Annotated in this window: 20 protein-coding genes; 7 read left to right on the top strand and 13 right to left on the bottom strand. The window is 71.8% G+C overall.

The genetic code is table 11. The features are described 5' to 3' along the window. Positions 1-16: 16 nt before the first annotated feature. Both BUS84_RS10275 and BUS84_RS10270 read right to left on the bottom strand, forming a co-directional pair. Positions 17-1,630: a ricin-type beta-trefoil lectin domain protein gene (locus tag BUS84_RS10275; RefSeq protein ID WP_084757316.1), complete on the bottom strand. Its 1,614-nt coding sequence runs from the start codon at positions 1,628-1,630 to the stop codon at positions 17-19. A gap of 96 nt (positions 1,631-1,726) precedes the next feature. Continuing rightward, positions 1,727-2,149: a DUF2000 domain-containing protein gene (locus BUS84_RS10270; RefSeq protein ID WP_074310840.1), complete on the bottom strand. Its 423-nt coding sequence runs from the start codon at positions 2,147-2,149 to the stop codon at positions 1,727-1,729. Between the two features lie 50 nt (positions 2,150-2,199). Here BUS84_RS10270 and BUS84_RS10265 point away from each other — a divergent pair, with 50 nt between their 5' ends. Next, positions 2,200-3,057, top strand: coding sequence for a helix-turn-helix transcriptional regulator (locus BUS84_RS10265; RefSeq protein WP_084757315.1), 858 nt, complete (start codon positions 2,200-2,202; stop codon positions 3,055-3,057). A 119-nt stretch (positions 3,058-3,176) separates the two neighbouring features. Further along, positions 3,177-3,998 (top strand): alpha/beta fold hydrolase, encoded by an 822-nt coding sequence (locus BUS84_RS10260; protein ID WP_074310838.1) that lies wholly within the window; start codon positions 3,177-3,179, stop codon positions 3,996-3,998. Between the two features lie 6 nt (positions 3,999-4,004). On the opposite strand, the gene BUS84_RS10255 is transcribed toward BUS84_RS10260, so the two are convergent. From BUS84_RS10255 to BUS84_RS10225, 7 genes are all read right to left on the bottom strand, one after another. After that, positions 4,005-4,838, bottom strand: a complete 834-nt coding sequence (locus tag BUS84_RS10255) for a helix-turn-helix transcriptional regulator (protein WP_074310836.1) — start codon at positions 4,836-4,838, stop codon at positions 4,005-4,007. Between the two features lie 272 nt (positions 4,839-5,110). After that, complete coding sequence (locus tag BUS84_RS10250) at positions 5,111-6,535, bottom strand: aldehyde dehydrogenase family protein (RefSeq protein ID WP_074310834.1); 1,425 nt, start codon at positions 6,533-6,535, stop codon at positions 5,111-5,113. Positions 6,536-6,619: 84 nt separating this feature from the next. After that, the gene (locus tag BUS84_RS10245) at positions 6,620-7,585 is read right to left on the bottom strand and encodes a quinone oxidoreductase family protein (RefSeq protein WP_084757314.1); all 966 of its coding nucleotides are present in this window, start codon (positions 7,583-7,585) and stop codon (positions 6,620-6,622) included. After that, positions 7,582-7,944 carry a hypothetical protein gene (locus BUS84_RS10240; RefSeq protein ID WP_074310832.1) on the bottom strand — a complete coding sequence of 121 codons (363 nt, stop codon included), beginning with the start codon at positions 7,942-7,944 and terminating at the stop codon, positions 7,582-7,584. Before BUS84_RS10240 ends, BUS84_RS10245 begins: the two co-directional genes overlap by 4 nt. Next, positions 7,941-8,807, bottom strand: coding sequence for a DODA-type extradiol aromatic ring-opening family dioxygenase (locus tag BUS84_RS10235; protein WP_074310830.1), 867 nt, complete (start codon positions 8,805-8,807; stop codon positions 7,941-7,943). The genes BUS84_RS10240 and BUS84_RS10235 overlap by 4 nt, the downstream gene beginning before the upstream one ends. Positions 8,808-8,840: 33 nt before the next feature. Continuing rightward, positions 8,841-9,611, bottom strand: coding sequence for a citryl-CoA lyase (locus BUS84_RS10230; protein ID WP_074312448.1), 771 nt, complete (start codon positions 9,609-9,611; stop codon positions 8,841-8,843). After that, the gene (locus BUS84_RS10225) at positions 9,596-10,732 is read right to left on the bottom strand and encodes a CaiB/BaiF CoA transferase family protein (protein ID WP_074310828.1); all 1,137 of its coding nucleotides are present in this window, start codon (positions 10,730-10,732) and stop codon (positions 9,596-9,598) included. Before BUS84_RS10225 ends, BUS84_RS10230 begins: the two co-directional genes overlap by 16 nt. 194 nt (positions 10,733-10,926) lie before the next feature. On the opposite strand from BUS84_RS10225, the gene BUS84_RS10220 reads away from it, so the two are divergent. The 3 genes from BUS84_RS10220 (at position 10,927) to BUS84_RS10210 (ending at position 15,284) form a co-directional block, all read left to right on the top strand. Next, positions 10,927-12,363 carry an amidohydrolase family protein gene (locus tag BUS84_RS10220; protein ID WP_074310826.1) on the top strand — a complete coding sequence of 479 codons (1,437 nt, stop codon included), beginning with the start codon at positions 10,927-10,929 and terminating at the stop codon, positions 12,361-12,363. Between the two features lie 3 nt (positions 12,364-12,366). Beyond that, on the top strand, positions 12,367-13,170 hold the full coding sequence (locus tag BUS84_RS10215; RefSeq protein ID WP_074310824.1) for an IclR family transcriptional regulator domain-containing protein: 804 nt from the start codon (positions 12,367-12,369) through the stop codon (positions 13,168-13,170). Between the two features lie 533 nt (positions 13,171-13,703). After that, a complete protein-coding gene (locus BUS84_RS10210; protein ID WP_074310822.1) occupies positions 13,704-15,284 on the top strand; it encodes a DHA2 family efflux MFS transporter permease subunit in 1,581 nt (526 codons plus the stop codon). A 57-nt stretch (positions 15,285-15,341) separates the two neighbouring features. Here the strand turns inward: BUS84_RS10210 and BUS84_RS10205 are convergent, their stop codons facing one another. The 4 genes from BUS84_RS10205 to BUS84_RS10190 form a co-directional block, all read right to left on the bottom strand. Beyond that, positions 15,342-15,803, bottom strand: coding sequence for a DUF5709 domain-containing protein (locus BUS84_RS10205; protein WP_074310820.1), 462 nt, complete (start codon positions 15,801-15,803; stop codon positions 15,342-15,344). A 149-nt stretch (positions 15,804-15,952) separates the two neighbouring features. Then, positions 15,953-16,837: an alpha/beta fold hydrolase gene (locus BUS84_RS10200; RefSeq protein ID WP_074310818.1), complete on the bottom strand. Its 885-nt coding sequence runs from the start codon at positions 16,835-16,837 to the stop codon at positions 15,953-15,955. A 114-nt stretch (positions 16,838-16,951) separates the two neighbouring features. Further along, positions 16,952-17,896: an RNA polymerase sigma factor gene (locus BUS84_RS10195; protein ID WP_084757313.1), complete on the bottom strand. Its 945-nt coding sequence runs from the start codon at positions 17,894-17,896 to the stop codon at positions 16,952-16,954. A gap of 99 nt (positions 17,897-17,995) precedes the next feature. Then, the gene (locus BUS84_RS10190) at positions 17,996-18,964 is read right to left on the bottom strand and encodes a helix-turn-helix transcriptional regulator (RefSeq protein ID WP_074310814.1); all 969 of its coding nucleotides are present in this window, start codon (positions 18,962-18,964) and stop codon (positions 17,996-17,998) included. Positions 18,965-19,026: 62 nt separating this feature from the next. On the opposite strand from BUS84_RS10190, the gene BUS84_RS10185 reads away from it, so the two are divergent. Together BUS84_RS10185 and BUS84_RS10180 are read left to right on the top strand one after the other, a co-directional pair. Continuing rightward, a complete protein-coding gene (locus BUS84_RS10185; protein WP_074310812.1) occupies positions 19,027-20,160 on the top strand; it encodes an epoxide hydrolase family protein in 1,134 nt (377 codons plus the stop codon). Beyond that, positions 20,157-21,314, top strand: a complete 1,158-nt coding sequence (locus BUS84_RS10180) for a winged helix DNA-binding domain-containing protein (protein ID WP_074310810.1) — start codon at positions 20,157-20,159, stop codon at positions 21,312-21,314. The genes BUS84_RS10185 and BUS84_RS10180 overlap by 4 nt, the downstream gene beginning before the upstream one ends. The last annotated feature ends 6 nt before the right edge of the window (positions 21,315-21,320 follow it).

The raw sequence follows: 21,320 nt of genomic DNA, 5'->3' as shown, positions 1-21,320 counted from the left end.
ACCCACGGTGGCACGGTCAGTTGGGGTTGTTGGCGTGGGTCAGCGTCTCCCAGGCGACGAAGAGGTTGTTGCTGCCGGCGGGACGCTGTTGCAGCGTGAGAGTCTGCGTGTTGGTCATGACGTTGCCCAGCCGGTTGCTCATCGCGTTGAAGCCGACCTCGGTGATCGGGCCGAGGCCCCGGGTGAGGCTGCCGCCGCAGAGCCAGGAGGGCGGCGCCTCGCCGAGCTGGTAGCGCGAATGCAAGCCGAGCGCCTGCCGCAGCCGCTCACCGACCTGGGGATACAGGTCCCGTCCCTGGACGCGGGAGGTCTCTGCGACATGTGAGATGGCGGAGATCCCGTACCCGGTGTGGACGAAGTCGCGGCAGGTCTCCTGGGCGAGGCCGGCGACGAAGGTGGACTGGCCGTGCCAGTAGCCGATGATCTCCGCACTGGTGTCGAGGCCGCTGCCGGGCATCGTGTACGGCAGCGCGCCGTCGCTGGGCAGGTAGACGAAGGCCCGGGTGCGGTTGAGGAAGCGGGCGACCGCCGCGTCGTAGACGGCCCGGTCCTCCAGGAAGACCGCGATTCCGACCGTCGCCTCCATCATGGTCAGTTCCCAGTTGCCGTTGCTGCCGGAGCCGTTGCGGACCATCGGCAGATAGACGTTGCGCAGCATCGTGGCGAACCGGTTGGCGTTGGGCCAGCTCGTGTACGTGTACTTGATGACCTCGGCGGCCCGGGGCCAGACCGAGGCGGCCCAGCCGGTCTGCAGTGGCGCGTTGCTGCCGGTGTGCGCGGTGATCGTGGCCGACCAGGCGTCCATGATCTGGATCGACTTCTGCGCGTACCGGGCGTCTCCGGTGACGTACCAGGCGAGCGCGTCGGTGTACGCGGCGATCGCGTCCTCACGCTCGTCGGTGCAGCCGTTGTTGGGGTTGGAGTAGGAGCCGCACTCGACGACCGCGCGGGGCGCCGGGGTGCGCGACAGCGAGGCGTACCGGCTGCCCATCATCTGGTTGTAGGCCGACGCCCACGGCTGCGCGCCGGCCTGCACCCGACCGCGGACGAAGTCGAGCTGACCCCGGCTGACCAGCACCCCGGGGTGCGTGAAGCCGCCCGACGGGGGCGGCGGGGTGCCTCCGCCGGTCGGCAACGTCCAGGTCTGGTTGGCGGCGCCGGTGCAGCTCCAGATCTGCAGCGGGGTGCCGTCGGCGGAGCTGGGGCCGGTCGCGTCGAGGCACTTGCCGGACGTCGGGTTGACCAGTTGCCCGGCGGTGGACGACCACTGCTGCGCCCCGGTGCCGTTGCAGTCGTAGATCTGCGCCCGGGCGCCGTTGGCGGTGCTGCCGGCGGCGATGTCGAGGCACTTGCCGAGCGCCCTGATCGTGCCGTCGTCGGCCACCGTCCACTGCTGGGCGCCGGAGCCGTTGCAGGTGTAGAGCTGGACCGGGGTGTTGTTGGCCGGGTTCGCGGCGGCCACGTCGACGCACTTGCCGCCGTACCCGGTGATGGGGCCCGTCGTGGCCACGGACGCGGCGGTGGCGGTGCCCGCCAGGCTTGTCGGTACGGCGAGCAGGGCCGCAACGAGCGCGGTGATTAACCGGGTGCGGGGCTGGCGGGGGGTTGCCCCATCCAATCGTCGCGCCATGTCTGGTCCTTCCGGGCGGCGGTTGCAACTGTAAAGTCTGTTAATCATTACAGTCATGCACGTCGATATCAACGTCTCCGCGGCGGGGGCGACGGGTCAGGGATGCATGCTGGCGCCCTTGAGCACCTTGTCCACCACGTTGCGAGGGGCGTGCAGCGCCAACCCCACGAGGTCGAGCTTCTCCCGACCGGAGGCCAGCACGGCGGCGCGATTGTCCCGGTCGTTGCCAGTGGCGAACAGCTCCTGCGTGAAGATCGAGAGGCGTAAGCCGCGGGTGAGCGCGCGCGAGTGCGCGCCGGCCAGCGTGGCCCGGTCGCCGGCGAAGACCAGCACCGGCTGGCGGAACATCGGCAGGTACGTGGTGCCGTCCGCGTCGCGGTACTCCTCGCCGAGCAACTCCGGCTCGGCGTTCGCGACGCCGCTGACCAGGAAGGCGGTGACGTTCAGCCGCTGCCAGCCCGCCAGGTCGTTGCGGAGCAGCACGGCAATCTTGGTGGGAAAGCGGATGGGTTCGGTCATGGCGTCGAACCTGCCCGAACCGGCACCGGCAGGTCTTGTACGTTCTTAGCGTGGCCACCCGGCCGACGGGCTCACACGTCAGCGCGTGGCGACCCGCGGTAGCCGGGGTCGCCGAGGTCTTCCACGCCCATTTCGTGGATCACGCCTACCCGCCGCACACCCACGACGCGTGGACGCTGCTGATCGTCGACGATGGCGCGGTCCGATTCGACCTCGACCGGCACCGGCACGGCGCGCTGCGGACGTCGGTCACCCTGCTGCCGCCGTACGTGCCGCACGACGGCCGCGCCGCCACGCCGCACGGCTTCCGCAAGCGGGTCCTGTACCTCGAAACCTCGACGCTCGGTGCGGAGCTGGCTGGCCGGGCGGTCGACCGGCCGAACCTCGCCGATCCGCAACTGCGGCACCGGATCCACCACCTGCACCAGGTGCTGGCCGCACCCGGGGACGAGTTCGAGGCTGACAGCCGGCTCGCGCTCATCCTGGACCGGCTCCGCCAGCAGCTCCGCCAGCCGGCCCGGGCCAGCGTCCAGCCGGCCGCGCGCGGCCTCGCAATCCGGCTGCGTGAGCTGCTGGACGCCCGCACCGTCGAGGGCGTCACGCTGCGGGAGGCCGCCGAACTGCTGCACGCCCACCCGACCCATCTGGTCCGGACATTCACCCACGTGCACGGGCTGCCGCCGCACTCGTACCTGACGGGTCGTCGTGTCGAGCTCGCGCGTCGCCTGCTCCTCGAGGGGCGGCGTCCCGCCGAGGTCGCCGCCGCGGCAGGGTTCTTCGACCAGGCTCATCTGACCCGCCACTTCCGGCGTCACCTGGGCGTCAGCCCGGCCCGTTACCCGGCTGCGCGGCGCTGGCATGGACCGCATTCGGGCGAAGCAGCCGTCCCGCCCGCCGGCCGCACCTAGCATCGGGGGGAGGACCGTCCCGGACCCGTTCGATGGTGTCCGCAGGTACGGCGTCGGCACGGTAGTGCCCGCCGTAGCGCGTACGTCCGATTCCCGGCCCGCGACCAGGAGGCATCGGCATGGGCTACGTCAAGGCCAAGGACGGCACCAAGCTCTACTACAAGGACTGGGGCGAGGGGCCGGTCGTCACCTTCTCCCACGGCTGGCCGTTGAGCGCCGACGCCTGGGACGGGCAGATGCTCTTCCTCGTCCAGAACGGATTCCGGGTGGTCGCGCACGACCGCCGCGGGCACGGCCGGTCGAGCCAGGCCCGCAGCGGCAACGACATGAACGGGTACGCCGACGACCTGGCGGCGGTCATCGAGGCACTGGACCTGCGGGACGCCACCCTGGTCGGTCATTCCACCGGCGGGGGAGAGGTGGCCCGCTACATCGGCCGGCACGGGACGGAGCGGGTCGCCAAGGCCGTGCTCATGTCCGCCGTACCGCCGATCATGGTGCAGAGCGCGGACAACCCGGAGGGGCTGCCGATCAGCGCCTTCGACGACCTGCGGACCCAGCTCTTCGCCGACCGGTCGCAGTTCTACCAGGACCTGGCGCAGATGTTCTACGGTGCCAACCGGCCAGGTGCGAAGGTGTCGAAGGGGATCCTCGACCAGTTCTGGCTGTGGAGCATGCAGTCCGGCATGTGGAACGCCTACGAGAGCATCAAGGCGTTCTCCGAAACGGACTTCCGGGACGACCTGGCGAAGTTCGACATCCCGACGCTGGTGATGCACGGCGAGGACGACCAGATCGTGCCGGTGAAGGACTCGGCGCACAAGACCGCGAAGCTCGTCGCGAACGCCAAGGAGATCTACTACCCGGGCGCACCGCACGGCATGACGGCGACGATCCAGGACCAGATCAATAAGGACCTGCTCGCGTTCCTGAAGAGCTGACCGGGGTCAGACGCGCTGGGCGCCGATGACCGTGAGCAGCCGTAGCTTCTCGTCGCTCTCAGAGCCGGGCACGGCGGTGAAGACCAGCAGCGTCTGGGACTGGTCGGGGTCGACCAGGGTCTGGCAGTGCAGCTCCAGCGGCCCGACCTCGGGGTGGACGAAGTGCTTCGGAGGGCAGTAGCCGCCCGGCACCGGGTGCTCCCGCCACAGCTCGGCGAACTCCGGGCTCGCGGCGAGCAGGGCGTCGACGATCGCCGCCGCCCGTGATCCCCGGCCGTCGCGGGTGTACGCCGCGTGCAGGTGCGCCACGAGGAGCCGGCTCTGCGTCTGGTGGTCCTGGGCCGGGTGCAGTCGCCGGGTCTGGGGGTCGGTGAACCAGCGGTGGTGCAGGCTGCGGGCCAGCCCCGTGTGCCGGGTCTCGTCGCCGAGCAGCGCGATCGCCGGCGCGGTCTGCGCCAGGGTCTCGCCGAGGTGGTTCACCACCTGGGCGGGGGTGTCGTGCAGTCGGTCGAGGATCCGCATCATGCCCGGGTTGACGTGGTCGGCCCGGACCGCACGGTGCGGGACGGCGTGACCGGCGAGCTGGAACAGGTGGTCCCGCTCGGCGAGGGAGAGTCGCAGGCCACGGGCCAGCGCGGCGAGCATCTGTTCGGAGGGGTGCGGGCCCCGCTGCTGCTCCAGCCGGCTGTAGTAGTCGGTGGACATTCCGCTCAGCGCGGCCACTTCCTCGCGCCGCAACCCTCCGGTACGCCGGCGCCGGCCCCGGGGCAGCCCCACGTCCTCGGGCTGGAGCGCCTCGCGTCGGGTGCGCAGGAAGCTGGCGAGCTGGGCGCGGTCCACGGTGACTCCTCGATCGGTTGGTGCCGGCGGTCAACGGGCACGTGGGATGCAACAGGCGAGCAGGGGCACGCTGTTCCGCTCCGGCGTCCGGAGTAAGCCGGCGGCGGCGACCCTGCACCGCGTCCTTTGCTCTGCTTCACCCCACGCAACACCACACGTCCGCTATCCGGACAACCGGCGTTGCGCCGGTTGAAGCAGAGCAAAGGACGCACCGAGGGCGGGCGGGACCGGACGGCCCGGCCCGACGGTGCGAGCCGGGGCGTCCGGCGCGGTCAGCGCTGGATGGACTTGATCTCCAGGAACTCCTCCAGCCCGAAGCGGCCGAACTCGCGGCCGTTGCCGGACCGCTTGTAGCCGCCGAAGGGGGCCAGCGGGTTCCAGTGGCCGGCGTTCACGTCCACCTGGCCCACCCGCAGCCGCCGGGCGACCGCCAGCGCGTGCTCCGGCTCGCCGAACACGCCGCTGGTCAGGCCGTACAGCGTGCCGTTGGCGATGGCAACGGCCTCCTCCTCGTCGGCGTAGGGAATGATCGTCAGCACCGGGCCGAAGATCTCCTCCTGGGCGATCGCGGAGGTCGGGTCGACGTCGGCGAAGATCGTCGGCTGCACGTAGGCGCCCTTCGCCAGGCCCTCGGGCCGGTCCGGTCCGCCGAGGACCAGCCGGGCGCCGTCGGCGATGCCCCGCTCGATGTATCCGACGACCTTCTGCCGGTGGGCCTCCGAGGCCATCGGACCGATCCGGGTGGCCTCGTCGGTCGGGTCGCCCACGGCGAACTGCTTCGCCGCCTCGACGGCCAGCGCCACGACCTCGTCCTGCCGGGAGGCGGGCACCAGCATCCGTGGCCACGCGCCGCAGACCTGGCCGCCGTTGGCGAAGGACATCAGCACGCCGGTGGTGACCGCCTTCGGCAGGTCGGCGTCGTCGAGGATGATGTTCGCGCCCTTGCCGCCCAGCTCCAATGCGACCCGCTTGACGGTCGCCGCGGCCACCGCCCCGATCCGCTGCCCGGCCCGGGTGGAGCCGGTGAAGGAGATCATGTCGATGTCCGGGTGGGCGGAGATAGCCTCGCCGACGACCGCTCCGGTGCCGTACACGACGTTGAAAACGCCCGCCGGCACGCCCGCCTCGGCGGCGACCTCGGCGAGGATGCGCGCGGTCAACGGGGCGTTCTCGGACGGCTTGAAGACCATCGTGTTCCCCGCGAGCAGGGCCGGTGCCAGCTTGGAGACGATCTGCTGCAGTGGGAAGTTCCACGGCGTGATCGCACCGACCACGCCGATCGGCTCGCGGACGATCAGCGAGTTGCCGACCTCCTCGGTCCAGCCGAAGTCGTCGGCGAGGCCGGCGACGGACTCGATCACGGCGGCCGGGAAACCGACCTGGGCGGTCCGGGACATGCCGATCGGGGAACCCATCTCGGCGGTGATCGCCCCGGCGATCTCCTCCTGCCGGGCGGCGAGGCCGGCGCCCAGGCGGCGCAGCACGTCCGCCCGGTGCTGCGGGGTGGTCGCCGCCCAGGCGGGGAAGGCGGCCCGCGCGGCGGCGACGGCCCGGTCGACGTCGACGGCGGTGCCGGCCGGCGTCTCGGCGACGATGTCGCCGGTCGCCGGGTTCACGACGGGAAGGGTGCCGGCCGAGCCGGCGACGATCTCGCCACCGATCCAGTGGCCGGTGACGGTGTAGGTGGAAGGTGTCATGCACCGACCGTGGCACCGGCCCCGAGCCCCAACCAGGTGCGGTCTATCCAGGGTTTCGCGATCCCTGGCTGGGGCCGGGTCCGGTCAGAGCGCGAGGACGACGCGGCCGGCCGCGGTGCCGTTGTCCTGCCGGGACCAGGCGTCCGCGACCGAGGCGAACGGCACGATCTCGTGGTCGACGGTGAGCCGGCCGGCGGCCGCCTGCCCGGCCACCACGGCCAGCGACGCCGCCCGCTGCTCGGTCGACAACCCGTTGTTGGTGTAGCCGATCATCCGCAACGCGCCGCTGCGCAGCACGGCGGACTCGATCGGCGCGGTCGCGCCCGCGGCGCTGCCCAGGTTGACCAGGCGGCCACCCGGGCGCAGCACCCGCAGCGCCGCCGCGGCCGGAACGCCGAAGACCGGATCGAGGACGAGGTCGATCGGACCGTCGGCGGCGTCGCGCAGCCGGCCGGCCATCGACGCGACGTCGTCATCCGGCAGCAGCGGGACGGCGACCGCGGCGCCGAGCTTCTCGGCGCGGGCCCGAGCCGAGGTGGAGCGGGCCACGGCGATCACGCGCCGCGCGCCGCCGAGCAGGGCCAGCTGAACGGCCGCCTGGCCGACCACACCGCCGGCGCCGAGCACGATGACCTGCTCACCGGCCACCAGGCCGCCGGCGTGGGTCAGGGCCGCGTGCGCGGCGACCGCGGAGATGCCCAGGGCGGCGAGCAGGGTCAGCGGTACGTCGGGTGGCAGCGCCACCACGTCGGCGGTGCGCACCGCGACCGTGGTCGCCATGCTGCCGTCGATCCCGGGCTGCATGCCGGCCGAGGTGCCGAACCAGACGGGGGTGCCGTCGGCGAGCCGGCCGACACCCTGCACGCCCGGCACGTACGGGGTCGCCGGCGTGCCGAAGTAGCTGGTGCCGGTGGCGCAGAGCACGTCGAGCGGGGTGATCGGCACCGCCTCGACGGTGATCGCCACCTCGCCGTCGGCCGGCACCGGCGCCGGCCGCTCGGTGAGGGTGGGCGGAGTGCCGCAGGCGGTGAGCAGGGCCGCGCGGATCACGTCGCGATGTCCGGGTAGGGCATGGCGAAGTGGGCCAGCCGCGCGCCGTACGACTTCTGGTACTCCAGCGGCTCGGTGTTGTCCCGTTCGAAGAGAGCGATGAAGAGGGTCAGCGTCAGGAACGGGTGCGCGCCCAACTCGAACAGCTTCACGTGGTCGTGGGTGGCCAGCGCCTCCCGCTCCACCTCGTCGAAGCGCAGCCAGGTGCTCGCCTCACCGCCGTGGCAGTTCAGCACCGTGTTGGCGCACTCGGCCTCCCACCAGGCGACCAGCTCGCGCGGCTCGCTGCGGTAGCGCTCGACCAGCTCCGGGTCCCGGTCGACCATGAAGAGGAACTTGTTCAGCAGGTATCTGCTCATGCCGCCGGCGCTCCGTTCGGGTACCAGGTGAAGTACGCCTCCATGGTGTGGAACAGGTCGAGGGTGTCGACGTAGTCGGCCTTCACGCCGGCCCCGGCCACGCCCATCATGAGCATGAAGTCCATGAAGCCGTGGGTGGCGTTGCCGGGCGAGTGCAGGCTGTCCAGAGTGACCTCGCGCAGGCACCCGTCGAGGTCGCCGTTGGCGATCCACTCGACGGCCCGTTGGTCGAACTCGGGGTCCGGGCCGTGCGGGCCGAACTGCCGGGGCCCGCCCAGCTCCAGCGAGAGGTGACCGGTGCCGATGACGGCCACCCGCAGGTGCGACGGCCACGACTCGACGATCTCGCGGATGGCCTGCCCGAGCTGGACGAAGCGCTTCGGCTGCGGCAGCGGCGGCGCGAAGATGTTCGTGTAGATCGGCACGATCGGCAGGTCGGCCTCGGGCCGCAGCGTGATGATCGGGCAGGTGATGCTGTGGTCGATGCGCAGCTCGTTGCTGAACGCCAGGTCGAAGCCGGAGTCGAGCCCGGCCCGCAGGATGTGCGCGGACAGGTCCTCCTGGCCCGTGAGCAGCATCCGGGGCAGCCCGAACTCGCGCTCCTCGTTGTACCAGTTGGCGTCGTAGAAGGGCGCCTTACCGACCAGGAACTGCGGCATGTTGTCCAGCCAGAGCTGGTGGAAGTGGTCGGAGCCGACCATCACCAGCACGTCGGGCCGGGCCCGGGTCAACGTCTCGCGGAAGGCCAGGATCTTGCGGGTCCACTCGTCGGCGAACGGTGGCCGATCCTCTCCGGTCGCCGTGCTGGCCCTGTAGTAGAAGGGGTGGTGGGTGGAGGCGATGACCGCGACGATGGAGGCCATTCCCACTCCTCTCGGGGGCTGAAGAAGGGGGGATCAGGGTTCGTAGACGGCGTTGCGGTCGACGGTGCGGTAGATGTCCATGCCGAGCGGTCGACGCCGCTCCTCGGCGAGGTGCCCGAGCAGCCCGGCCGCGCGGGCCAGCAGGGCGAAACCGCGCAGCATCTCGACGGGGAGCCCGAGGTCGGCGAGCGCCGCGCCGCAGACCCCGGCGCCGTTGAGCGGCAGGGTCCGGCCGAGCACCTGCGGGTGTACGCGTCCGATGGCCTCGAACAGTCGCAGGTGCGGGCCGTGCAGACCCTCCTCGGTGGCGATCCGGATCAGGACGGGGGTGCGCGGGTCCTGTTCCTTGTGCACGGGGTGCCCGAGCCCGGGGACCAGCCGGCGTTCCTGCCTCGCCCGGGTGACGGCGTCGAGCGCCACGGCCTCGTAGTCGGTGACCTCGCCGGCCTGCGCGAGTGTCTCGGCGAGGAAGCGTCCACAGTCCTCGGTGACGCCGAGGAAGCGGGAGCCGCCACCGAGCAGGCCGGCGGCGAGCGCGCCCTGCAGCGACTCGGGTGCGGACAGGTAGGTGAGTCGCGCGGCGATCGCCGTCGGGGTGAAGCCGTGGTCGGCGAGCGCCACCAGCACCGCCTCGAAGACCCGTACCTCGCCCGGGGTGGGGCGGCGGCCGGCGACCAGCCAGTACGCCAGCTCGCCGAAGCCGACCTTGCCCATCAGGTCGGCGGCCAGGTCCTGCCCGAGCAGCGAGATGGTGGTCGGGTCGGACGTGCCGATCCCGGTCGGGAAGCTCAGCTCTTCAGCCACGCGCGGATCTCCTCGCCGTGTTCGTCGAGCCCGGGCGGCGGCAGCTCGTACCGGGCGGGGGTATCGGAGAAGGTGATGGGGTTGCGGACCCCCGGCACGTCGCCGACGGTGACCACCGGGTCGAGCCCCAGCTCCTGGGCGAGCGCCACACCGCCGTCGATGGTGTTGATCGGTGCGCACGGCACGCCCGCGGCGAGCAGGTCGCGGAACCACTCGTCCTTGGTCCGCTTGGCGAGTCGTTCGACGAGCAGAGGCCGCAGCTGCTCGCGGTTGGCGGTGCGATCCTGGTTGCGCCCGAAGCGCGGGTCGTCGGGCAGGTCGGGCAGGTCGAGCACCTGGCAGAGCTTGCGGAACTGCCCGTCGTTGCCGGCGATGACGATCAGCTCGCCGTCCGCCGTGGGCAGCGGCTCGTACGGGAAGAGGCTCGGGTGGGCGTTGCCCATCCGGAACGGAACGGTGCCACCGGCGACGTAGCCGCTGGAGTGGTTGACCAGGCCGGACAGCGCCGAGCTGAGCAGGTTGACCTCGACGTGCTGCCCCTTTCCGGTCGCGCCCCGGTGGTGCAGCGCGGCGAGGATGCCGATGCTCGCGTGCAGCCCGGCCATCACGTCGAACACGGAGATGCCGGCGCGGTACGGCGGGCCGTCCAGGTCACCGGTGAGGCTCATCAGGCCCGAGATCGCCTGCACCATCAGGTCGTAGCCGGGAAAGTCCGCTCCGGCGCCGGTGCCGAAACCGCTGATGCTCGCGTACACGACCTTCTCGTTGCCGGCGGTGACGGTGTCGTAGTCCAGGCCGAAGCGGGCGAGACCGCCGGGCCGGAAGTTCTCGATCATCACGTCGGCGCGCCGGGCGAGTTCCTGCGCGGCCGCCAGGTCGTCCGGCTTCTTCAGGTCGAGGGCGACCGACCGCTTGTTGCGGTTGATGCCGAGGTAGTACGTCGAGACGCCGTCGCGGATGGGTGGCATCCAGGTGCGGGTGTCGTCGCCACCGGGGCTCTCCACCTTGATCACCTGGGCGCCCAGGTCCGCCAGGAGCATCGTGGCGTACGGCCCGGCGAGGATCCGGGAGAAGTCCGCGACGAGCAGGCCGGCCAGTGGCCCCGTCGATTGCTGCACCATGTTTCCGCCCGTCCTGCGGACATCTGTCCGCCGAAACAGCTTGCGACACCGGTCGGGACCTGTCAACGGGCACTTCCTTGTGCCGAAACGCGTCCTTGACACGATTCGTGACCGGGACCACACTGGCGCCACTCGGGTGACCGCACAGCGGACAGTGGTCCGAACCCCTCGTACCCGGAAAGGAATGGGTGGCGATGAGCGCAACCTCCCGGCCGGTGATCTTCCGCAACGGCCTGGTTCTCACCATGGACGACGCACACACGGTGCTGCCCGGCGCCGACGTGCTGGTCATCGGCGACCGGATCGCGGAGGTCGGCGTCGGCCTCACCGCCCCCGACGACGCCCTGGAGATCGACGCCGCCGGCGGCATCCTCATGCCGGGAATGGTCGACACCCACCGGCACATGTGGCAGACCGCCATGCGGGGGTACGGCGCCGACTGGACCCTGACGCAGTACTTCGTCTGGTACTACCTGGAATCCGGCAAGCTGTTCCGGCCCGAAGACGTGTACGCCGGCAACCTGCTCGCCGCGATCGAGGCGGTCGACGCGGGCGTCACCACCACCGTCGACTGGTCGCACGGCCTCCAGACGCCCGACCACGCCGATGCGGCCGTCGACGCCCTCGAGGCGGTCGACGGACGGTTCGTGCTCGCCTACGGCAACATCCAGCAGGGCCCGTGGGAGTGGGCCACCTCGCCGGAGTTCCGTGACTTCCACCGCCGCCGCGTCGACGGCGGCAAGCTGGCCGGCTTCCAGATGGCGTTCGACGTCACCGGCGATCCCGCCTTCCCGGAGCGGGCCGCCTTCGAGGTCGCCCGGGAGTTGGGCGCCGCGGTGACCACCCACGCCGGCGTGTGGGGCGCCACCAACGACGACGGCATCCGGCTGATGCACGAGCACGGCTTCATGACCCCCTCGACCGTCTACGTGCACGCGGCGACGCTCACCCATGACTCGTACAACCGGATCGCCGCCACCGGCGGGTCGGTCTCCGTCTCGACGGAGAGCGAGCAGAGCGCCGGGCAGGGCTACCCGCCCACCTGGCAGCTGCGCCACCACGACATCCCGGTGTCGCTCTCCATCGACACCAGCGTCTGGTGGAGCGGCGATCTCTTCTCGGCGATGCGGACCACGCTCGGCGCCGACCGCTCCCGGGAGCACCTGGAGGCGCACGCCAAGCAGGACACCATCACCCACTGTCATCTGCGCGCCGAGCAGGTCGTCGAGTGGGCCACCCGGGGCGGCGCCCGCGCCCTCGGCATGGACTCCACGATCGGCGCCATCACCCCGGGCCGGCAGGCCGACATCGTCCTGATCAAGAACGACGCCTCGCCGGTGATGTTCCCGATCCTCAACCCGCACGGTCACGTCGTCTTCCAGGCCCAGCGCGGAGACGTGCACACCGTGCTGGTGGGCGGCCGGATCGTCAAGCGGGACGGCCGCCTGGTCGATGTCGACCTCACCGCCGCCCGGGTCAAGGTGGCTGCCACGATCGACCACCTCCGCGAAACCATGGGGGAGGAGGCGTGGCAGCGGGGCATGAACCCGGACGTCCCCGAGACCGCGATCCTGGAGAACCCCTACCAGTACACCGAGTGGGACGCCGGCTCGGCGCAATGGAAGCATTAGGACATGAGTGACAGCGGAAGGGGCGCCGGGCCCGACTTCATCGAGGCTCTCGCCCGTGGTCTCGACGTCCTGCGCTCCTTCCGCCCCGCCTGCCCGTCGATGACGCTCAGTGAGATCGCCGCCGCCACCGGCCTGGCCCGGCCCACGGTCCGGCGCATCCTCATCACACTCGAGTCGCTGGGCTACGTCCGCGCGGTCGGCCGTGGCCACACCCTCACGCCGCGTGTGCTGGAACTGGGGATGGCGTACGTCAACGCGCTGAACATGTGGGACGTGGCCCGCCCGCACATGGAGAAGCTCGTCGCGCAGACCAACGAGTCGACCTCGATGGCGCAGCTCGACGGCAGCGACATCGTCTACGTCGCCCGGGTCGCCGTACCGAAGATCGTCACGCTCGCCGTGACCATCGGCACCCGCTTCCCGGCCCCCGCGACGTCGATGGGCAAGGTGCTGCTCGCGGGGCTGCCGCCGGAGGCGCTGGCCGCCGTGCTCGCCGAGCCGAGCCGCTCCGGGATCACGCCCCGCTGGCAGCCCTCGCCCGGCGAGCTGGACGCCGTGTTGCGCGAGGTGCGTGCGAAGGGTTGGGCGCTCGCCGACCAGGACCTGGCCCCGGGGATCCGCTCCGTCGCCACCGGCGTCCGCGACGGCGACGGCCGGGTCATCGCCGCGATCAACGTCACCGTGCACGCCGCGGAGACGTCGTTGGAGACGCTGCTCGACGACCACCTGCCGCTGCTGCTGCGCGCGGCCGCCGACATCGGGCACGACTGGGCGCTGACCGCGGCCGTCCCGGTGGTCACCACCTGAAGGCCCACCTCCCGCCCGTCGGCGCGTCCACCTCCTCAGGCGGCTGGCTGAACTGAGCCTGCGGCTCGCGGCTCCCGGGTGGCGGCTCTCCCGGTTTGCCGATTTCGGCGTGGGGCTTTGGCCCTCGCTTCACGTCCTTTGCTCTGCTTACACCGGCACAACACCGCGGGCACCTCTGTGTTGCGCCGGGTTGAGCAGAGCAAAGGACGCGAATGGAGTACGACCGCGGGCACGGACCGCCCACGCGTCTCCACGCCGGACCCGTCCTGCCGGCCGCAGCCGCAGGCCAACTCTGTCGACCGGCGGCTCGGCCGGACCACCGGCTGATCGACACCCCGACGACTGGCCGTAATCGGATGACCGTTCGGATCCGCTGCCATCACGGTCACGAAATCCGGCGGCGAACCGTCACAACTGGCGGATAGTCTGCCTGCGCGCGTCGTCGCCTCGGTACGTCGCGTCCCGCGCCTGGTAGGCGCGGCATCGCCGGCAGCGCCCACCATTCGCCGGCTCAACCGACCACAGGAGAGTTAGTGACCCAGCAATCTGTCGCGACATCGGACAAACTCGACGCCGCGGTGCTCAAGGTGGCGGGCGTCGTCGTCCTCGGCGCGATCATGTCGATCCTCGACGTGACGGTGGTCAGCGTCGCCATCCCGACGTTCCAGAGCGAGTTCGACGCGTCGTACGCCCGCGTCGCCTGGACGATGACCGCCTACACCCTCGCGCTGGCCACGGTGATTCCGCTCAGCGGGTGGGCGGCGGACCGGTTCGGCACCAAACGCCTCTACATGGTGGCGTTGGCCCTGTTCACCATCGGGTCGGGGCTCTGTGCCACCGCCGACACGATCGGCGAGCTGATCGGCTACCGCGTCCTGCAGGGTCTCGGCGGCGGCATGCTGATGCCGCTGGGCATGACCATCATGACCCGGGCCGCCGGGCCGCACCGGATCGGCCGGTTGATGGCCGTCCTCGGCATCCCGATGCTGCTCGGGCCGATCGGCGGCCCGATCCTCGGTGGCTGGCTGATCGACACCGCGAGCTGGCACTGGATCTTCCTGATCAACCTGCCGATCGGCGTGATCGCGCTGATCTACGCGCAGCTGGCGCTGCCGAAGGACGCACCCGAGCCGTCGGAGTCGTTCGACTTCGTCGGCATGCTGATGCTCTCCCCGGGGCTCGCGCTGTTCCTCTACGGCGTCTCGTCGCTGCCCGAGGCGGGCACCTTCGCCGATGCCAAGGTGTGGGGCCCCATGCTGGCCGGCGCGGCGCTGGTGGTGGCGTTCGTGCTCTACTCCTTCAAGCCCCGGCACCCGCTCCTCGACCTGCGGCTGTTCACCAACCGCAACCTGACCATCGCCTCGGTGACGCTGTTCGTGTTCATCATCGCGTTCATGGGCGCCGGGCTGCTGTTCCCGAGCTACTTCCTCCAGGTGCGCGGCGAGTCGACGTTGACCGCAGGTCTGCTGATGGCTCCGCAGGGCATCGGCGCGATGATGACCATGCCGATCGCCGGCATGCTGGCCGACCGGGTGCCGATCGGTCGCACCGTCCCGTTCGCGCTGGCGCTCATCGTCGCCGGGTTCTTCAGCTTCACCCAGGTCGACCCGCAGACCTCGTACTGGCTGCTCGGCGGCTCGCTGTTCGTGATGGGTCTGGGCATGGGCGGCACGATGATGCCGATCATGACGTCAGCGCTGCGGACGCTGCAGGCCCACGACGTGGCTCGCGGCTCGACGCTGGTCAACATCCTCCAGCAGATCGGCGGCTCGATCGGCGCCGCGGTCATGTCGGTGATCCTCACCAACGAGCTGAACGGATCCCGGCCGATCCCCGGCGTGACGGACCCGAGCGGCAAGCCGGTCACCGAGGCCGGGCTGGCCATCGCCTCCCAGCAGCAGCCGGAGCTGCTCCAGCAGATGCCGGTGGACCCGTCGATCATCGAGCGCGGGCTCGACTTCGCCGCCACGTCGTTCGCCACCACGTTCTGGGTCGCGTTCGCGCTGGTGCTGCTCACCTTCGTCCCGGCCGCCCTGCTGCCGCGCCGGCGCCAGCCGGCCCAGCCGCTCGACGACCAGGCCGAGCTGGCCAAGGCGCCCGTCGTCATCCACTGAGCGGCCCGCCCGCCGCGCTCGACGCCCCTCGTGGCGCCGAGCGCGGCGGCGCGGCGTTCAGCGAAGTGGCCCGTCCCCGGGCCCGTTCGGGTCCTCGACCAGGTGGATCGCAGCCTCCTCGGCGCTGGCGGCGCCTCCATCGATCCCGACGTCCCACGCCACCGACTCGGCCTCCTCGTCCTCGCCGAGACCCTCGTCGTCGGCGACCAGGCGGCCCGCGCGTGCCTCGCGCTCGTACCCTCGCCGGGTCAGCTCGTCCTCGTCGTCGCCGCCCTCGGCGTACGGGTCGGTGTCCGGTTCCTCCTGGGCGAGGAGCTGCTCCAAGGACTCGCCCGCCCGCTCCTCGGCGGGCGTGGTGCCGAACCGGTTCGCCGCCGTCCAGTGGTCCCCGGCGATGATGCCGGTGTCGAGGGGGTCGCCGACTCGGTCGTCGTCCAGGGTGTCGGAGGCGTCCAGCACCCCGTCGTCCTCGGCCACGTTCCACTCCTCGGCGGAATCGATCCGCTCCGTCTGGCTCACGGCGGTCTCCCTTCGTCAACGTGCAGCGACGGGGCCAGCCTATGACCGGCCGCCGGGGCCGCGCCCCCGAGGGTCACCCGGTGTGACGGGGCAGGCCCTCGGGGTGCGGCGCGCGGAGTGGATCAGCGGCTGGAGCAGCGCGGAGTGGATCAGCGCTGGAGCAGCTCCGCCACGGCGGCGCTGAACTCCGCCGGCTGCTCGATGTGCCCGAAGTGCCCGCTGCGCTCCAGCACCACCAGACGCGAGTCCTTGAGGCCCGCGTGCAGCTGCTCGGCCCAGCGGGGGCCGCAGATGAAGTCGTGCGCCCCCACGATCACCACGGCCGGCACGGCGATCTCACCGAGGTTGTCCCGCACGTCGAACGGCGTCGGGTCCTGCGCGCCCGCCGGAGCGGACCAGGCACGCACGGCGGCCTGGAACGGGGCGAACTCGGCCTGCCGGGTCCAGAAGTCCGCGAAGTAGACCGGCAGGGCCGCCCGCAGGCCGGCGCTCAGCGCCTCGTCGTCGGTGGCGGTGACCGCCTGCTGGAAGGCGGCCGGGATCGCCGCCGCCTCCGGTCGCTCGGGGTGCCGCAGCGGGTACGCGGTGAGACCGGCCATCGCCTCGGCCCAGAACTCGGCGCCGGTGACCGGCGAGGTGTCGTACAGGGCGAGACCGGCGACCCGGTCGGGGTGCGCGAGCGCGTACCGCTGGACGACGAAACCGCCGTGCGAGTGCCCGAGGAGGTACACCCGGGGCGCACCGAGGTGCTCGACGACGGCGTCGAGGAACCGGACGTACGTGTCGAGACGGTAGTCGTCGGCGTTGTCGAGTCGCCCGGAGGCGCCGGTGCCGACCGGCTCGACGTACACCATGGTGAAGTGCTCTTCGAGGCTCGGCATCCGCAGGTAGGCCCATTCGATGCCGGGGCCGCCGGAGTGCGCCACGCACAACGGGCCGGTGCCGGCGACGTGGTAGACCTGCCGAACGCCACCCACGGTGACCTCGTGGGCAGCCGGTGCGAGGACGCCGACGTCGTGGCTGGTGGAACCCATCAACTATCTCCCGATCCATGACCCGTGCGGCGTGCGCCGACACGGCAACTGGTGACTGACGGGGACCAGATGCGCGGGTCGTTCGGAAAGTTCGGCCGGTGGGAGAAGTTCTTTTCAGACGGGCGCCGGCTGGCGGATCGCCCGTGCCGGGGTGGGGTGGAAGAGGGTGAGTTGGCGCACCCGCCCGCCGCGCAGCAGCTGCATCCACAGCGCCCCGGGTGGGCAGTGCTCCGGGTCGTCGGGCGGGCTGATCAGATCGGTCTCCCAGATCAGCACATCACCGCTGGCCACCACGTTGCGCAGCCGCTGCCGTACCCCGTCGGTCAGATCCTTCGTCATGCCCTGGACCGCCAGGTCGGTGCCGCCGCGCAGGCCACCCGGCGCGAGCATCTCCGCGTCCGGCCACCAGCTCTCGCGCAGCACCCGGTCGAAGTCGCCGCGCATCGCCGTCGCGATCATGTCGCGGCCCTCGCGCCACCGGGCGTCGCTGGCCGCGGTGACGTCGACGTGCGCCGCGGTCGCCGACGCCCGCAGGCCGCCGGCGAGCGTGCGGCGGGCGTGGCTGAGCCGGCTGCGGACGGTGCCGACCGGCACGCCGCAGACGGCCGCGATCTGCTCGTACGAGGAGGCTTCGCTGAAGTACCGCAGCAGGGTCACCATCCGGTCGGGCTCGGACAACTCCCCGATGGCGTGCCACACCCAGTCGCGCAGCGCGCCCCGCTCCAGCGCCTCCTCCGGGGTGGGATTGGTGGCCGGCTGGGCGAACCACTCGGGGTCGGCGACCGGGACGGGCCGGGGCCCACGCAGCGTCATCCGACTGTTGTTGCGGACGATGGCCCGCAGCCACGGGCCGATCGCGGCCGGGTCGCGAAGCTCGCCGATGCGGCGCAACGCCACCACCATCGCGTCCTGCACCGCGTCCTCGGCGTCCGGACCGTAGCCGAGCAAGCTCAGCGCGACCGCCCGCATCTCGGCCTCGTGCCGGGCCAGCAGCACACCGAGCGCTGCCGCCTCGCCCGCCTGCGCGAGCGGGACCAGCTCCGCGTCACCGTGCGCCACGCCCAATTTCCCCCGCTCTATGGCGTTTCGGCTTGTTTCAGCCGGTGCCGCCGGCCGTACGAGCCTACGGCGGACGGCTGTTCCACCGCCCGGGCTGGCCTACCCGGATGGCGCGCCGGCAGCCCGGGTGGCCCGGGCGCCAATCTCCCGGAGGTACGCGATCAGCTCCGGCGGCTCGTGCACCTCGATGTCGCAGCCGAGGGTCAGCAGGCGCCACGCCAGCCAGTCCAGGGTGTCGGCGTGACTGCGCAACCGGCAGGAGTTGGCGTCGATCGGCTCCAGGTCGACCGAGGCGCCACCGAGCGGGCCGGTCATCCGCTCGACCGGTGCGTGCAGGGTCACCACCGCCCGGTAGACCGGCGTCAGTTCGAGCAGCTTCTCCGTCACGAACGCCGCGGCGTCAGGGGCCGGCAGGGGACGAGGTGCGACACGGGCCCGGGTGGATCGCAGCCCGTTGATCCGGTCCACCCGGAAGATCCGCCAGTCGCCCCGGTCGTTGTCGTAGCCCACCAGATACCAGCGGCGGCCCGCAGACACCAGCTTGTACGGCTCGACCAGCCGCTCGCCGGCCGCGCCGTCGCGCCGCCGGTAGGCGAACCGCAGCTGCTCGCGGTTGGTGACGGCGGCGGCCAGCGCGGTCAGCTGCTCGGGGTCTACCGTCGGCCGGCCCCAGGTGAGCAGCGGTTCGGTGGCCGCGCCCAGCGCGCCGACCCGGTGGCGCAGCCGGGACGGCAGCACCTGCTCCAGCTTCGCCAGCGCCCGTACCGAGGCCTCCTCGATCCCGGCCACCGCATGACCAGCGGCGGTACGCAGACCGACCGCGATCGCGACCGCCTCCTCGTCGTCCAGCAGCAGCGGCGGCATCGCCTTGCCGGCGACGAGGCGATAGCCGCCGATCGCGCCCATCGTCGCCCGCACCGGATAACCCAGCTCGCGCAGCCGCTCCACATCGCGGCGGACGGTGCGCAGACTGACGCCGAGCCGGGCGGCCAGCTCGCTGCCGGGCCACTCACGGGGTGTCTGCAGCAGCGACAGCAGATTCAGCAGCCGGGCGGGGGTGTCGGACATGGCTCCAGAATGCCAGCTATGTGTGACAGAACCTGACCTATATCGGTCGTAGCGTGGCCGGTATGACGCCATTCCGGATCGACATCCCGCGATCGGACCTCGACGACCTGCGCGACCGGCTCTCCCGGACCCGGTGGCCCCGTTCGTTGCCCGGCGCCGAGTGGAGCCGCGGGGTGCCGGTGGACTACCTGCGTGACCTGGTCGACCACTGGGCGACCGGTTACGACTGGCGGCGGCACGAGGCACGGCTGAACGAGTTCCCCCAGTTCGTCACCCGGATCGACGGGCTGGACGTGCACCTGCTGCACGTGCGCTCGCCGGAGCCGGACGCGTTGCCGTTGCTGCTGACGCACGGCTGGCCGAACTCGGTGGTCGAGTTCACCGAGCTGATCGGCCCGCTGACCGATCCACGCGCCCACGGCGGGGACCCCGGGCAGGCGTTCCACGTGGTGGTGCCGTCGGTGCCCGGCTACGGTTTCTCGCAGGCGCCACCGGCCGGGTTCACGGTCGGCCGGGTCGCCCGGATGTGGGCCGAGCTGATGCACCGCCTCGGCTACCACCGGTACGGCACCCAGGGCGGCGACCTCGGTGCGTACATCGCGCCGGAGGTGGCGACCGTGGCGCCCGAGCAGGTGGTCGGCGTGCACATCGACGGCGGGTTCGGCTTCCCGACCGCGGCCGACGTGCCCGGCATGACCGAGGCGGAACGCGCCGAGTGGGAGCAGATGCAGCAGTGGACGAGCGGCGGCGTGGACCATCACGCGCTGCTGCGGGCCGCGCCGATGACCCTCTCGTACGCCTGGAACGACTCGCCGGTCGGGCTGCTGGCCTGGATGATGCAGAAGTTCAAGGAGTTCACCATGACGGTCCCGACGCCGGAGCAGGCCATCGACCGGGACCACCTGCTCACCAACGTGAGCCTCTACTGGTTCACCGGCACGTCCGGGTCGTCCTCGTGGCCGATGTACGAGCGCCTCACGATGGCTGACGACGGCGGTTTCGCCTGGCCGAAGGGGCAGCGGCGGGTGCCGTCCGGCGTGTACGGAGGCGGGTCCGCGCTGATGCGGCGCCTCGCCGATCGGCACAACACCATCGTCCACTGGCCCGAAGGCAACCCGGGTAGCCACTTCGTGGCGATGGATGAGCCGCTGGCGCACGCGGCGGACATCCGCGCCTTCTTCGGGAGCCTGCGGTGACCCGCCTGAGCTGGGCGCAGGTGTGCGCCCGGCGCCTGGAGCGGCACGCGCTCTCGGTGCCGGCGTCCGCTACAGGGCCGGCGCCGGAGGCCGACGCGGTCGCCGCCGTGGTGTCCACGATGTGCGGCGCGCACGCCCAGGTGGCCTCCGCCGCGGAGCTGTCCGTCGGCCTGCGGGTCCCGCGCGCCACCCGTACCGTGGTCCGCCAGGCCCTGTGGACGGACCGCACCCTGGTCAAGAGCCGTGGGCCGCGCGGCACCGTGCACCTGCTCGCCGCCACCGACCTGCCGATGTGGACCGGCGCGCTCTCCGCGCTGCCGGTCGCGTCGCACGAGCAGAGCCTGCTGACCCCCGAGCAGACCGAGCAGGTCCTCGCGGCCATCGCGGACGCGCTGGCCGAGGCCGAGCTGACCACCGCCGAGTTGACCGAGCAGGTCGTCGCCCGCACCGGGCCCTGGGCCGGCGACCGGGTCATGGAGGCGTTCCAGGACAAGTGGCCGAGGTGGATCTCCGCGATGGCGGCCGCCACCCGGGGCGGGGTGATCTGCTTCGGCCCGAATCGGGGCCGCTCCATCACCTACACCAGCCCGGCCCGGTGGCTGCCCGGGTTCGCGCCGATGGACGGTCGGGCCGCGCTGGCCGAACTCGTCCGGCGCTACCTGTACGCGTACGGGCCGGCCACCCCGGCCCAGTTCGCCCGGTGGCTGTCGGCACCCGCGAGCTGGGCGGCGAAGCTGTTCGAGTCGCTGGACCTGGCACCCGTCACGGTGGAGGGCTCGCGGGCGTGGGTGGCGGCCGGCGACGCCGACTTCCCGGACGACCGGCCGGCGGGATTGCGGTTGCTGCCCTACTTCGACGCGTACACGGTCGGCTGCCACCCGCGCGAGCTGCTCTTCCCCGGGGCGGCCGCCGACCGGGCGCTGGCGCGCGGGCAGGCCGGCAACTACCCGGTGCTGCTGGTCGACGGAACGGTCGGAGGGGTGTGGCACCAGCGTCGCTCCGGTCGCACGATCCACGTGACGGTCGAGCCGCTGCGGACGCTCGGCGCCCGTCGACGGCGGGCGTTGGAGGAGCAGGTCGAGCGGGTCGGTCAGATCCTGGAAGGAACAGCGTCGCTGACCATCGGCGCGGTGGATGTCGGTCCACACGCCTGAGCCGGG

Origin of the sequence: Micromonospora cremea (assembly GCF_900143515.1) — a bacterium.
Classification (GTDB): Bacteria; Actinomycetota; Actinomycetes; order Mycobacteriales; family Micromonosporaceae; genus Micromonospora; species Micromonospora cremea.
This window is presented reverse-complemented; position numbering and strand designations above follow the sequence as displayed.